Raw genomic sequence first — 12,896 nt, 5'->3', positions numbered from 1 at the left:
CCCCCCTCTTCTTACGCTTCCTCAGTTACCCAGGCCTTGTTCCTTGAGGAATTCGTAGCCCTTGGCCTCAAGTTCATCGACCAGTTCGTAACCGCCCGTGCGGACAATACGACCGTAGGCCAGAACATGAACAACGTCCGGTTTGATGTACTCCAGCAGGCGTTTGTAGTGAGTAATCACCATGAAGCTGCGGAAGGGAGAACGCATAGAGTTGACTCCTTCGGAAACGATACGCAAGGCATCAATATCAAGACCAGAGTCCGTTTCATCCAAAATAGCATACAATGGTTCCAGAAGCATCATCTGCAACACTTCATTCCGCTTCTTCTCTCCTCCGGAAAAACCTTCATTGACAGCACGCGACGTAAATTTTCGATCCATCCCGAGAGCCGCCATTTTCGCATATAAAATTTTATAGAAATCGACTGCTCCCAGTTCTTCTCCTTCTGGCATGCGAGCCTGCAGAGCCGCCCGGAGAAAATTGGCGTTGGAAACCCCCGGTACTTCCATCGGGTATTGGAAAGCCAGGAAAATACCGGCGCGGCTACGTTCGTCCACGCTCATGTCGAGGACGTTCTGACCGTCCAACAGGATCTCTCCACGAGTGACTTCGTAATCCTTATGACCGCAAATAACTTTGGACAAAGTACTCTTCCCGGAACCATTAGGCCCCATGATTGCATGGACTTCACCTTTGGGAATTTCCAGGTTGATCCCCTTCAAAATTTCAACCCCCTGCACGCTGGCATGAAGGTCATTAATAATCAGACTCATTTTTCCTATGAAAACAATCAGGATTTGGGACGGTTGAGAATGACGCCTTTAATGGTGATATCCACCTCGTCAATACAAACGCCTTCGGGCATATTCAGAATTTGCTCCAGCTTAGCCCCGAGCTTCAAGGTCACGTCGTAGATTTTCCCGGTCTGGGTATCCTGAAAATGACCATGATCGACAAGATTGGGACAAAAACGTGAAGGCTCCCGTTCAAAGTTGACTTGATTGACCAGCCTGTGAGCAACCAAAGCATCCAAACAATTATAAACAGTCGCCAGGGAAATGGAGGGCATCCGTTCCCGAACGCGGGCAAACACTTCTCCGGCCGTCGGATGATCCCGTTTCTCCATCAACACATGATAAACCTCTTGACGCTGGCGAGTCAGACGCAATCCGGCGACTGTCGGCAGAGTCGAATGAGACTTGGGAGAGGGTGTCGGATGTTTTTTAGGATTAATCATCTGTTCATAAAAGGTTGTGGTACGACATTAATTCACAATCAGCCTCACAGAATCAAGAACAATTCTCAAAATTCGAAACTAAAAAAGGCGGCCATCACTGATGACCGCCTTTCGGAAATTGGAATAGATACCAACTTAGTTGGCGGATTCTTCCGGAGCCACATTGACGCGGCGACCATCGCGGTCAAAAAACACACGACCATCCACAAGGGAGAAAATCGTGTAGTCACGCCCCATGCCAACACCGCGGCCGGGATGCCACTTGGTACCACGCTGACGGATAATGATGTTGCCGGCGATAACGGCCTGACCACCGAACTTCTTCACGCCGAGGCGCTTGCTGCGGGAGTCACGACCGTTCCTTACAGAACCTTGACCTTTCTTATGTGCCATAACTTGAAATGATTGGGTAGAGGATTAAGCCTTGATGTCGGTGATTTCGAGCTTCGTCAGGGCGCGACGGAAACCTTTCTTCTTGTGGAAGCCCTTGCGGCGCTTGAACTTGAAAGCCACGCCATGCTTGCCACGGCACTGGCTGACGACTTTAGCGGAAACGGAAGCGCCAGCCACAATGGGAGCACCCACTTTGACGGAACCTTCATTTTCCACCATCAGTACTTGGTCGAACACGGTATCAGAGCCTTCTTCAAGCTCGCTGATGCGTTCCACAACGATAAAATCTCCCTTTTGCACGCGATATTGCTTGCCACCGGTTTTGAAAACTGCGTATGCCATTGCTGTCACTTCTTAAGTTGATGAATCCACAAAAACTGCGGGTGACGGAGTTCATCACGCCATCGATTAAAACGCAAGCAAAATTTCACACGATTATGAAAAAATGGTATAAAATTTTTAATGAAGGCCCGGTATCGGTTCATTCCCCCGAGGAAATGACCGCACTGGGCGAACAGATCGGTGCCCTGCTGGAGGGAGGAGAAATCCTGGCATTAGTAGGTAATCTGGGTGCCGGCAAGACGCATCTGACCCAAGGAATCATGAAAGGGCTCGGCTCTTCCCACGGAGCGGTAAGTCCAACGTTTTCTCTCGTCCACGAGCACCGGGACGGACGTCATCCGGCCAGCCATTTCGATTTTTACAGACTAAAACACGAGGAAGAACTCAGTCAAATCGACTGGGAGGATTACCTTTCCCGGGGCGATATCCTCATCGTGGAATGGGCGGACATGTTCCCGGATGCCTTGCCGCACACGACGGAATGGTTGTTGATTGAACACAAAGGTCCGGAAGATCGCCTCGTCACCCTGCACCAGGCAAACTGACCTTTTCCCTTATTTTACGGACGAAATACCATAACCGGCCCCGTTTTCGAGGACTGGACGCTACGCACTTTCCTCACGGCTTCAATCACAAGACCGGACGCATGTTCCATTTCATCTTCCGTCGTCATAGATGAAATGGAAAAACGAAGACAACTCCTCGCCTCCGCATCGGAAAGTCCCATAGCCGTCAACACATGCGATGCATGAGGATTGGCCGTACTGCAAGCCGAACCGGCAGAACAAAGCATGCCAAGCGGTTCCAGCAACAACATCAGAGCCTGGGCCGTACAACCCGCAAAAGAGATATTGGAGGTATTCGAGACACGTTCACTCCCGGCAGACTGAATCTCCACCCCGTCGAGGGCAGCCTGTAATCTGCCTTCAAACGCATCTCTGAGACGCCTCATGCGACAGGCAGCCTCATCCAACTGACGGGCCGCCAGCTCGGCTGCCGCCCCAAAGCCGACAATGCCGGCCACATTTTCCGTTCCGGATCTCCGACCATCTTCCTGTCCGCCACCGAACAACAACACCGGCATACGACACCCAGACTTTACATACAAGGCGCCGACCCCCTTGGGGCCATGCATCTTATGTGCGGAAAACGAAGCATAATCGACCCCGACCCCATGCAAATCCACCGGGATCTTGCCTAGAGCCTGCACCCCGTCCACATGCACGGGCACCCCGGCTTCATGGGCACAAGCGCACAACGAGGCTACATCCTGAACGACTCCCGTTTCATTATTGACCCAGGTCAGAGATACTCCAGCCACATCTTCCTCACGAACAAAACGCGCCCATGCATCACAATCGACGACACCTTGGCGATCCACCGGACATTCCGCGGGCAGCACCACCCCTTCCCTGCCCAACTGGTGCAATGTATGCAAAGATGCATCATGATCGGTTGCCACGCACATCATATGGGATGCCGACCCGGCAGTTCCCATCCGGGCCATACCCCGCAACACCGTATTGATCGCCTCTGTAGCACCGGACGTAAATACGATTTCGCACGCGCTTGCTCCGGCCAGGCGTGCCACATGTTCCCGAGCCTCCTCAATGGCACGTCTCACCGCACGCGCTGAGACATAGTCGGCAGAGGGATTCATGAAACAATCCCGCAGGTAGGGTTCCATTGCGGCAAAGACTTCATCCGCAATGGGCGTCGTAGCATTGTTATCCCAGTAGATCACCCCGATATTGGAACCAGCCCCGCCATGACGAGTCAAGCGCACATCCCGGCTTCCCCTCCGGAAAAAACGTGCCATAATGCAGCCAGCTATGCGATTTCTCATTACAGCCGGCCCCACGAGGGAAGCCATCGATCCTGCCCGCTTCATCAGCAACCGTTCCTCCGGCAGAATGGGGTACTGCCTTGCGGAAGCTGCCGTCCACCACGGCCACCAAGTTATCCTCATCTCGGGCCCCACATCTCTGGATATTCCGCATGGGGTCGACTTCCTCCCTGTGGAATCCTGCCAGGAAATGTACGATGCCGTAGCCAATTACTGCAACAAGGCCGACATCGCCATTCTCTGTGCCGCCGTTGCGGATTACCGTCCCGTCTCCGTCGCAGCGCAGAAAATCAAAAAAACGGCCGACCGCATGGTGTTGGAACTGGAACGTACGCCGGACATTCTCGGTTCCATGCGCAATGTTTTCGGATTCCGGGGAACTCTCGTCGGGTTCGCTGCGGAAACCAACGATGTGGAAACCTATGCCCGGGGTAAACTGGAACGAAAAAAGTGCGATATGATCGTCGCCAACGATGTCTCCCGCCGCGACATCGGCTTCGATAGTTCGTGCAACGAAGTCACACTCATTGAACCGGAAGCTTCCCATTTTCTGGAAAAAGCCCCGAAAGAGACCATTGCCGTGGAAATCATCCACCGCGCCTGCAACATCCATGAACGGACTCATCCGTAAATACGGAGCCATCCTCCCCGTCCTGCTCTCAGCAATCGCTCTGCTCGCCTTCCGGCAAGCCACGGGAGCTCCCATGACCTACACCCCCGTTCCCTCTTGGACTACCCCTGCTTCCACGCCGCCAAACTCCATCGTCCTCCGGCAAGATCCCGCCTCCGGCCTTTTGCTAGTCAGCGCATGGATCAACGGTAAGCCCTGTACTCTCATCGTTGATACGGGCACGACGCATACCGTGTTCGACACGCAGTTCATCCAGCGCAACTTCCCCGGCTCTCCCCGGAGTCCCATCTGTCTGCAACCGGGCAGCAACGTCATCTCATCTCCGGAAGCCTTTGCCGTCGGCACACTTCGCTTGGGAGAATCCGTCCAGCGTTCGTTCTTTGCCGTCGTCATGGACATATCTTCCCTTCGATCCGCACTGGGCACTCCCGTTGACGGCATCCTCGGCATGAACAGCCTTGGCATTGCTCCCTTCGTAATTTCCGCCTCACAGGGCCGTCTCCAGTGGTTTCCCGGCTCCACCCCCCATCCTGACGGTTTCCTCCCCATCCCTTGCCGCAAAAATTCCTTGGGAGGCATCACTATTTCCGGAAACACGGGAACCCGGGAATTGGATTTTCTGATCGACAGCGGAGCCACTTTCACTTCCGTTCCCGCTTCCTGCTGGCCGAACGGACCGACATCCCTCGTAATTCAGGAAACCGCCGATATCAACTCCCGGATATCCAGAACGGAGACAAGACGCCGCGGCACGCCCCTCAATATCTGCTTCGGGAATGCCTTGACCCTGCCCGGAGTAGAACCCGTACTGACGGAAAACGCTATTCCCTGTATCTTGGGGCTGGATATGTTACGCCAATTCGATATGCTGATCGACATGAGAAGGGGCACCATCCGCATACGCCCTGCCCCATACGCACAGCAAGACCATCCCTGACATCTCCCCCGCATGCCCCTGACGCTCTCCGATATCGGTTGGAATGACCACTTCGAACAAGCTTTCCGCGCTATCGCCAAGGAAGGCTGGCTTCCTGGTCGCCTGATCAGGGAAACCAAAATAAACTTTTCCGTCCTTCTGGACGGAGGTGAAGAACTCGATGCCGTCGTCAGCGGCAAACTCTGGCACGATGCCGCCACAGATGCTGAACTGCCTGCGGTCGGAGACTGGGTCGCCATCGACCCCGGCAAGCCGGGCGACGAACCCGTCATCCGCGCTATTCTGCCTCGCCTCACTCAATTCTCACGCAAAGAACCCGGTAAAAGCAGCGCCGAGCAAGTCATCGGGACCAATGTCGACATCGTCATCGTGGTAACCGATCCCGGCCCGGACTTTAACCCGCGGCGCATGGAACGCTACCTCACGCTCATCCGCAAAAGCGGAGCCTCCCCCGTAATCCTGCTCAACAAGATCGACTGCTACGATAAAAGCGACCTCGACAATGCCATCTCCTGCCTCCGCGAACTCCCGCCGGAAGCGACTGTCATCCCCGTGAGCGCACTCACAGGAAAAGGAATCAAGGAACTCCTCAAACTCGTCAAACCGGGCGTTACCCTCACCGTTGTCGGTTCGTCGGGCGTCGGTAAATCCACTCTTGTCAATAGTCTCCTCGGAGAAGAATGGCTCTGGACCGGCGACGTCAACAAAACTACCGGCAAAGGACGCCACACAACCGTGGCTCGCGAACTCGTCATCCTCCCCAAGGGAGGGATTCTCATCGACAACCCGGGAATGCGCGAAATCCAAATGTGGACGGATGAACACACCCTCCGGGAAAGCTTTGCCGACCTCACCGAATTAGCCGGACTCTGCAAATTTGCCGATTGCAGCCATGGCAATGACGCCGGATGTGCTATCCGGGACGCCGTGCACCGGGGAGAACTTTCCGAAGAGCGCTACCTCCACTTCCTCAATTTGGAGGAAGAAATACGCAAACTCATTCAGCGTCAAAAAAAACGCCAGATGAATATAGAACGTGCCCAAAAGCGAGAAAAGAAGGTTCAAGCCCGCAATTACGAAGACAGGCTGGATCTCGAGAGGCGCCAAAATCCTAATCGGCGCTCAGGGCATTAAGTGTCTCTCTCCCATCGTCACGCGAAGGAAGCAAGGATTGCATCATGGCGATTGTGCGGCGAGTCGCTCCCGAATGGGCTTTCAACGCTACCATGGCTCGCGAAGCCTGGGCATGTGCAATGAGAGGATTGCCCACAAAGTTGTCCAGAACCGATGCCAATTGTTCAGGGAGACACTGAGTTACACCGTCCACCCCGATCAGAAGATTCATCAAAGCGGAGAAATTCTCCATGTGAGGTCCCGTTACTACAGGAACGGAACAGGCAACAGCCTCGGCAGGGTTCTGTCCGCCTTCAGCCAGAAAACTCTTGCCGATCACAGCAACCTGGGCCAGAGCTGTCCAGTCTCGAAGTTCTCCCGTCGTATCAGCCACATAGCAAACATTTTCTCGCAAAGTCTTGGGTATCGCTTTTTCCGATCTCAACACGCACTGCCAGCCGTCTTCTTCCAAGGCAAGAGCTACTTCCTGACGGCGTTCCGCATGGCGTGGGACAATCAGGGGGAATCCTCCGGCCTGGCGGATAGCACGTGCAATCAAAACTTCCTCTCCGGCATGAGTACTGGCAGCCAGCACCACGGATTTACCACGCGAAAGCACGCGCAGGATTTCCTCAAACTCAGAGCGGAGTTTCGGCTGCATCGCCGACTCCTGGTCAAATTTAATACTGCCCGTCACATGGATAATCGAAGGGTTTACTCCAATCCCGGCGAAACGCTTGGCATCCTCCTTATCCTGAACTCCCATCGCAGAAAGAGCGGAAAAGAACAATCTCGTCAGCGGACGCACCATCCGATAGCGCTTCTCGGACCGGAAGGAAAGACGCGCATTAATCATGCACATCGGAATCCCGCGACAAGAAGCCGCATATGAAAAATTAGGCCAAAGCTCGGCCTCCACCAAAGCGATCAAATCCGGACGGAATCGATCCAGACATCTGCCGGGCAAACCGGGAATATCCAAGGGGCCATAGAGAACGCGTACACCTTCCAGACCGGTCTCACGGGCAGTAGCATGCCCTGTGGATGTTGTCGTAGAAAGAACGACAGGGCCTTTTTCCGTCTGCTTCCAGGCACGGATCAATTTCAAGGCAATCATGACTTCCCCTACACTGACTGCATGAATGAACAAACCGCCTGTAGGCTCCTCTTCCGCCGGGATGCGATACCAGCCGAAACGTTCCAAAAGCCCTGTCCCGAATCCGCCGCGGCGCTTCATTTTAAGCAAGTAACCCGGCAACGCAAAAACCAGGAAAAACAGGTAGATGACATCATAAACAATCCGGATCATCCACTTCAACGCATTCATGGCAATTCTCCCTTTCCGCTTCTCTCGTAAATCATAATGACATTCTTGCCGTAACGCCGCGCATCCAGCAACTTCAACCCTTTCAATTCCATCGAGTCCTGTCCCGCCACGCCCCAGCCCTCCTGGGCTTCAGCAATAAACAATCCATCCGGCTTCACAAGGCGAAAGACCTCGGCTTGTGCCAGTTCGGCGATGAAATCCCTGTCTGCCGGCCCCTTGCAATAGGGAGGATCGGCAAACACGATATCATACTGCTTCAGGCCGGATGCGGCATCTCGCCTCACACAGGATACGGCATCCGCACACAGGACGGAACCTCCGGAGAGCCCAGCCTTCTTCATATTCGCCCGGATAACCTCGCAGGACGCACGGGATACATCTACCATAACGGATGACGAAGCCCCGCGACTCAACGCTTCCAAGGCAAAAGCCCCGGAACCGGAAAACAAATCCAATACGGAAGCCCCCTCGACGCGTTCCCCCAGAATGGAGAAAAGCGCTTCCCTCACCCTGTCGGTAGTCGGACGAACCTCGCCCTTGGGAACCTGCAGGGTAATACCGCCGGCTTTTCCGCTAATAATGCGCATGGATGGGAAATCGGAGCGGAGAATAAACGGAAAATCCGGCAATCAACAATTCTTACTTGCCGACGCTCTGCTTGGCCTTTTCAAGAAGAGGATCTTTCTTGGCTGCTCCGACGGGAATACGGATAATGAAACTGTCATTCCAGGTCGGACGGCCTTCGTTCGTCAATTCGAGAATATTATAGATGATATACACAAACTTGCCGTCGTCCGTCTTGCCGATAATAATGTTTTCCGCAAACTGGGAGATGGAATCCTTTTTCTCAAGAAGCCATTCCTGGCCTTTCCAGGCACCCAACTGATAATCCGCCGTATGGACGACATTGCCCTTGAAGGTCAAGTCGCCATTCGGAGAAATCCACATGTTCTTGGCGGAATTGTATTCCAGAGTGCTTAAGGGAAGAGGGGTCGTTTGCGTGCTGGAAAGCATTTTCCATACGTTTTTGTCGGGCGTAGCCGAAATGCCGACAACGACCGGAGCGACATCGACAATCTTCTTTTTGTTCCAAACTTCAATATACTTGGCGTATTCTTCCTTACTCAGCCCGAAACGCTCGTCGAAAGGCAAAGGATAACCGGGTTTGACCAGCTTGGCGAGTTCCTGCTGTTCTTCCTGGGGACGACTGTTGCTGATATTCTGAATTTTCTGCAAGAAAGCAGGAAGTTCCTGATCCACTTCTACCCTCACCAAGGCACCTTGGACAAGACCGTTTTCAGGAAGATAACCACCAATAACAGGCGTTTCTGCCGAATCGGCTGCGGCAAAAGAAGGGGCAACCATGGCGGCGGCCATAAAAATGGAGGCAAAATGTTTGAATGTTTTCATCTGTGTGACGTCATATTAATCAGCGAAAGCATCTTGGCAAGAGTCAAAATGAATGATATGAAACCACTAATGTCACGCATCCTTCCTATTTTGGCCCTAGCGACAGCAAGTATCCTTCTTGTTGCCTGTTCCGCGACGCCCCAATCTCGCATCCAGGCAAATCCGTCCGTCTTTAACGAATTGCCTCCTCAGTACAAAAACGCGGTTCAGCAAGGACGCCTGGAAGAAGGCATGCCGCCTTCTGCCGTTTTTCTGGCATGGGGGCACCCGACTTCCGTCAGCGAAGGCAAAATCAATGGGAAAAATACCGTCCGCTGGCTTTACTCCAGCCTCCAACCGGTCGCCACACCTTCTCCTTTTCTCTGGGGAGGCGGTTACTGGGGGCCATACCCTTATTATTATAACCGCTTTGGCTACATGAATAACGTCACCTACGTCCCCGTCAACACGGGCTTCGTCCAGTTCGTCAACGGGAAAGCTACGTCATGGGAAAAAAGATTAGACTAAAATCACAATCGGCAACGTTTCCATTCATGTATCCAAACGGGAGAACCTCGTCACCTATCCTGTCATAGGAGATCTTCTCCTTGATTCCACAACAAAATAACCCCATATATTAAGAGATATGAAACCTCATTCCATCATTGCAATATCGGCCATGGCCCTCGCGGTTTCCCTGACTTCCTGCTCGGATCCATACGGCGCCACCAATACCTACAAGGAAAACCAGATCGGCGCCACGCAAGAAGCAGTCGAAGGCGTTGTCACCAACATTGAAAAGGTCGCCATCCAGGCCAATAATGCCAACACCGGTACCGCTATTGGAGCAGTTACAGGCGGCCTCGGCGGAGCCATGCTCGGCGGAGGCAATGCCAAGTACGCCACTTCCGCCGGCGGAGTCATCCTTGGAGGTTTGATCGGCAACCAGATCGACAAGGCTGTTTCCGAAAAGAACGGCGTGCGTATCACCGTCCGTCTTGACGGCAGCAAGCGCTCTGTCTCCGTTGTTCAGGAATATGACTCCCGCCGTCCGATTACAGTCGGCCAGCGCGTCCAGGTTCTGATGGGTTCCACCGGTTCCCGCATCGTTCCTCTCTATTAACAGCACACGGTATTCCCGAATCACATGGCATCATTTGGCACACTTCCCGATGGTCGCAGCGTGGATATTCATGAATTGAAGTCCGATTTGCTGTCAGTCCGCATTACCAATTACGGAGGACGTATCATTTCCGTCTGCAAAGACGGGATTGATATGACCTGCGGGCCCAAAACCTTTGATGCCATGCTCCGGGATACCTGTTACTGCGGCGCTATCTGCGGACGCGTCGCCAATCGAATCGAGAAGGGAAAGTTCTCTCTTGATGGAAATTCCCACCAGCTCGCCGTCAACAATGCCCCTAACCATTTGCACGGAGGGCTGGAAGGATTCGACTCTAAAATCTGGGATATCCAGGAGGCGACAGACAAGAAACTAGTGTTGACTCTCCACTCCTCCGACGGAGAAGAAAACTACCCCGGTAATCTTGAAATCGTAGCAACCTATCGGCTGGAAGAAACCACTCTTGAGCTCAAACTGGAAGCCTACACCACCGACATCCCAACCATCGTCAACCTGACGAACCACGTCTATTGGAACCTCAACGGTAACGGCACCATTGACAACCACACCCTGGAAGTTCGGGCAACGGCCTACACCCCCAAAGACGATACCGGCATCCCTGATGGCCGTATTCTGCCGGTAGTCCATACGCCATTCGACCTCCGCAAACCCGGCCTTCTCGGAGAATGCAATTCCCCCGCCAACCCGGAAATAGCCGGAGGATACGACCACAATTACGTCCTTCCCAGCGAAGGGGGAGAACAAGTAGCAGCCATCCTCCGATGTCCTGCTTCAGGCAGAAAAATGGTTATCGCTACCGATGCCCCAGGTCTGCAGGTTTACACCGGCGATTACCTCCCCCAACCTCGCCACGGGATTGCTCTGGAAGCGCAGGGATTCCCGAATGCCATCAACATTCCCCACTTTCCAAGTATCGTTCTGAGACCGGGACAATCCGCCCTCCGTACCATCACCTGGACTTTGGTCTGACCCTCCCGCTCACACCATTCCCCATTTTCCAAAGCCGTTTCCTCCACCAGCAGGAAACGGCTTTTTCATTTCGCTGAACCAGAGGACATCGTCCTCCTTCCTTCGAAATACTCACCATTCTCTTAAGCGGCATTTCGTCACGCCAGTTTCTTTCCCCCGGAGAGAAAACAAAAAACGCGCCCGGAAAACCGGACGCGTGAAAAATATCAGTGATAAATAAAGAAGGCAGAAGAACCTCGCTAGAAGCCAGCCCTTCTGCAATCAGAATTTACTTGCCCTTCTGGACAACGACGGGAGCGGGAGCCGGCGTAGGAGCAGGCTGTTGCTGCTGCTGGCTGCAGGAGGCGACCACGAGGGCGGCGCCAGCGAAAGCGAGGATAGCGATGTTCTTCATAATTCGAATTGATTATCAGTTTATGTTACTGGAACCCAACGCCACGCGCTGGATCACTGCCGCGGAGTATAAACACGCCCAATATGAAATCAAGTGTATTTTCAATACTAGTGACATAAATAAAAAACGCGCCCGGCATCACCGAACGCGTCGAATTGTAAAAAATGAGAACGAGGAGGGCATTCGTTTCCGACTCCGCCCGCATCAGAATTTACTTGCCCTTGACGACTTGCACCTGAGGAATGGGATTAACGGGAGGAGTAACCTGCTGCTGCTGGCTGCAGGAAGCAACCACGAGGGCCGCACCGGCGAAAGCAAGGATAGCGATGTTTTTCATAATTCGAATTAATTATTATCAGTTAATACTAAAGATCCTGACGTCGACCGCAGGATCTAGTGTAAAGAATAAGATCCTCATGGCGTGAAATCAAGCGCATTTTACATGTTCTTAACTGTTATTCATAAAAAAGGAGAGGTGCCCGTCCGACACCTCTCCCTCCGTAATTTTTATTTTCGTTTCAATTAGGCCTGGATGCTTTCACCCAGCTCGACAATGGCATAGTCGCCGTCGGGACGACGGTACACGATCTGAAGCACGTTGCGGCGCGCATTGCGGTACAACACGAATGGTTTATCGTTGAGTTCCATATCCATAATAGCCTCTTCCTTGAAGAGTGTACGCAGGGTGTACCCTTCGCGATGGATAAGCATGGGTTCCGGTTCTTCCTTGGGTTCTTCCGGAGTCTCTTCCAAGACATCAGCTTCGTAGATGCCTTCCGGAAGATGGCGGATGCTTTCCTGGTGATGAGGACGGAATCCCTTCATAATGCGTGTCTTATGCTTACGCATACGGCGCATGACCTTGGTGACTGTCTCATCAATGGCGGCATACATATCCGTACCTTCCGTGGAAGCGTCAATCGTGATATGATTGGAACAAAACAGGATAATTTGAGCAATTTGCCTGTCGCGCTGAATATCCAGCACAACTTTGACTTCTAAAATCTTCGGCGAATCGATGCGTATCCCCTCAATCTTCTTCACGACGAACTCACGGATAGCATCAGTTACTTCTACATGGCGCCCAGTGACGGTAATGGGTATATTGACGTTTACCTTTTGCATGGCGTTTACCTCTTTCTATATTGGTTAAAATGCGGGTCCACCCGCAAC

General features: G+C 53.0%; 18 protein-coding genes. 7 read left to right on the top strand and 11 right to left on the bottom strand.

The features are described 5' to 3' along the window. Positions 1-21: 21 nt before the first annotated feature. The 4 genes from sufC to rplU form a co-directional block, all read right to left on the bottom strand. Positions 22-774: a Fe-S cluster assembly ATPase SufC gene (sufC, locus tag QET93_RS03165; RefSeq protein WP_280125436.1), complete on the bottom strand. Its 753-nt coding sequence runs from the start codon at positions 772-774 to the stop codon at positions 22-24. A 17-nt stretch (positions 775-791) separates the two neighbouring features. Then, positions 792-1,238 carry a transcriptional repressor gene (locus QET93_RS03160; protein WP_280125435.1) on the bottom strand — a complete coding sequence of 149 codons (447 nt, stop codon included), beginning with the start codon at positions 1,236-1,238 and terminating at the stop codon, positions 792-794. Between the two features lie 135 nt (positions 1,239-1,373). Further along, positions 1,374-1,631, bottom strand: coding sequence for a 50S ribosomal protein L27 (gene rpmA, locus QET93_RS03155; protein ID WP_280125434.1), 258 nt, complete (start codon positions 1,629-1,631; stop codon positions 1,374-1,376). Between the two features lie 24 nt (positions 1,632-1,655). Continuing rightward, positions 1,656-1,973, bottom strand: a complete 318-nt coding sequence (gene rplU, locus QET93_RS03150) for a 50S ribosomal protein L21 (protein WP_280125433.1) — start codon at positions 1,971-1,973, stop codon at positions 1,656-1,658. A gap of 95 nt (positions 1,974-2,068) precedes the next feature. On the opposite strand from rplU, the gene tsaE reads away from it, so the two are divergent. Beyond that, a complete protein-coding gene (gene tsaE / locus QET93_RS03145; RefSeq protein ID WP_280125432.1) occupies positions 2,069-2,518 on the top strand; it encodes a tRNA (adenosine(37)-N6)-threonylcarbamoyltransferase complex ATPase subunit type 1 TsaE in 450 nt (149 codons plus the stop codon). A gap of 14 nt (positions 2,519-2,532) precedes the next feature. Here the strand turns inward: tsaE and QET93_RS03140 are convergent, their stop codons facing one another. Next, a complete protein-coding gene (locus tag QET93_RS03140; protein ID WP_280131388.1) occupies positions 2,533-3,792 on the bottom strand; it encodes a cysteine desulfurase family protein in 1,260 nt (419 codons plus the stop codon). A 13-nt stretch (positions 3,793-3,805) separates the two neighbouring features. Here QET93_RS03140 and QET93_RS03135 point away from each other — a divergent pair, with 13 nt between their 5' ends. Genes QET93_RS03135 through rsgA form a run of 3 tightly spaced genes read left to right on the top strand, consistent with a single transcriptional unit; the run spans position 3,806 to position 6,521 of the window. Beyond that, on the top strand, positions 3,806-4,450 hold the full coding sequence (locus tag QET93_RS03135; protein ID WP_280125430.1) for a phosphopantothenoylcysteine decarboxylase: 645 nt from the start codon (positions 3,806-3,808) through the stop codon (positions 4,448-4,450). After that, on the top strand, positions 4,431-5,387 hold the full coding sequence (locus tag QET93_RS03130; RefSeq protein WP_280131389.1) for a pepsin/retropepsin-like aspartic protease family protein: 957 nt from the start codon (positions 4,431-4,433) through the stop codon (positions 5,385-5,387). Before QET93_RS03135 ends, QET93_RS03130 begins: the two co-directional genes overlap by 20 nt. Before the next feature lie 12 nt (positions 5,388-5,399). After that, positions 5,400-6,521 carry a ribosome small subunit-dependent GTPase A gene (rsgA, locus tag QET93_RS03125; RefSeq protein WP_280131390.1) on the top strand — a complete coding sequence of 374 codons (1,122 nt, stop codon included), beginning with the start codon at positions 5,400-5,402 and terminating at the stop codon, positions 6,519-6,521. Here rsgA and QET93_RS03120 read toward each other — a convergent pair. Genes QET93_RS03120 through QET93_RS03110 form a run of 3 tightly spaced genes read right to left on the bottom strand, consistent with a single transcriptional unit; the run spans position 6,499 to position 9,237 of the window. After that, on the bottom strand, positions 6,499-7,827 hold the full coding sequence (locus QET93_RS03120; RefSeq protein WP_280131391.1) for a glycosyltransferase N-terminal domain-containing protein: 1,329 nt from the start codon (positions 7,825-7,827) through the stop codon (positions 6,499-6,501). The two genes, rsgA and QET93_RS03120, sit on opposite strands and share 23 nt — an antisense overlap. Then, a complete protein-coding gene (gene rsmD, locus QET93_RS03115) occupies positions 7,824-8,414 on the bottom strand; it encodes a 16S rRNA (guanine(966)-N(2))-methyltransferase RsmD (protein ID WP_280125426.1) in 591 nt (196 codons plus the stop codon). The genes QET93_RS03120 and rsmD overlap by 4 nt, the downstream gene beginning before the upstream one ends. A gap of 52 nt (positions 8,415-8,466) precedes the next feature. Then, a complete protein-coding gene (locus QET93_RS03110) occupies positions 8,467-9,237 on the bottom strand; it encodes a hypothetical protein (RefSeq protein ID WP_280125425.1) in 771 nt (256 codons plus the stop codon). Between the two features lie 57 nt (positions 9,238-9,294). Here QET93_RS03110 and QET93_RS03105 point away from each other — a divergent pair, with 57 nt between their 5' ends. The 3 genes from QET93_RS03105 to QET93_RS03095 all read left to right on the top strand — a co-directional run bounded on the left by QET93_RS03105 (position 9,295) and on the right by QET93_RS03095 (position 11,329). After that, positions 9,295-9,744: a hypothetical protein gene (locus tag QET93_RS03105; protein WP_280125424.1), complete on the top strand. Its 450-nt coding sequence runs from the start codon at positions 9,295-9,297 to the stop codon at positions 9,742-9,744. Between the two features lie 118 nt (positions 9,745-9,862). Beyond that, positions 9,863-10,339, top strand: coding sequence for a hypothetical protein (locus tag QET93_RS03100; protein WP_280131392.1), 477 nt, complete (start codon positions 9,863-9,865; stop codon positions 10,337-10,339). A 24-nt stretch (positions 10,340-10,363) separates the two neighbouring features. After that, positions 10,364-11,329 carry an aldose epimerase family protein gene (locus QET93_RS03095; RefSeq protein WP_280131393.1) on the top strand — a complete coding sequence of 322 codons (966 nt, stop codon included), beginning with the start codon at positions 10,364-10,366 and terminating at the stop codon, positions 11,327-11,329. A gap of 268 nt (positions 11,330-11,597) precedes the next feature. Here the strand turns inward: QET93_RS03095 and QET93_RS03090 are convergent, their stop codons facing one another. From QET93_RS03090 to raiA, 3 genes are all read right to left on the bottom strand, one after another. After that, a complete protein-coding gene (locus tag QET93_RS03090; RefSeq protein ID WP_280125421.1) occupies positions 11,598-11,723 on the bottom strand; it encodes a hypothetical protein in 126 nt (41 codons plus the stop codon). 211 nt (positions 11,724-11,934) lie between these two features. Then, on the bottom strand, positions 11,935-12,060 hold the full coding sequence (locus tag QET93_RS03085) for a hypothetical protein (protein WP_280125420.1): 126 nt from the start codon (positions 12,058-12,060) through the stop codon (positions 11,935-11,937). A 185-nt stretch (positions 12,061-12,245) separates the two neighbouring features. Then, positions 12,246-12,848 (bottom strand): ribosome-associated translation inhibitor RaiA, encoded by a 603-nt coding sequence (gene raiA, locus QET93_RS03080; RefSeq protein ID WP_280125419.1) that lies wholly within the window; start codon positions 12,846-12,848, stop codon positions 12,246-12,248. Between the last annotated feature and the right edge of the window lie 48 nt (positions 12,849-12,896).

The organism is Akkermansia sp. N21116 (assembly GCF_029854705.2).
GTDB lineage: Bacteria > Verrucomicrobiota > Verrucomicrobiia > Verrucomicrobiales > Akkermansiaceae > Akkermansia.
The sequence above is the reverse complement of the archived record's forward strand: the minus strand, read 5'-3'. Positions and strand labels throughout refer to the sequence as shown.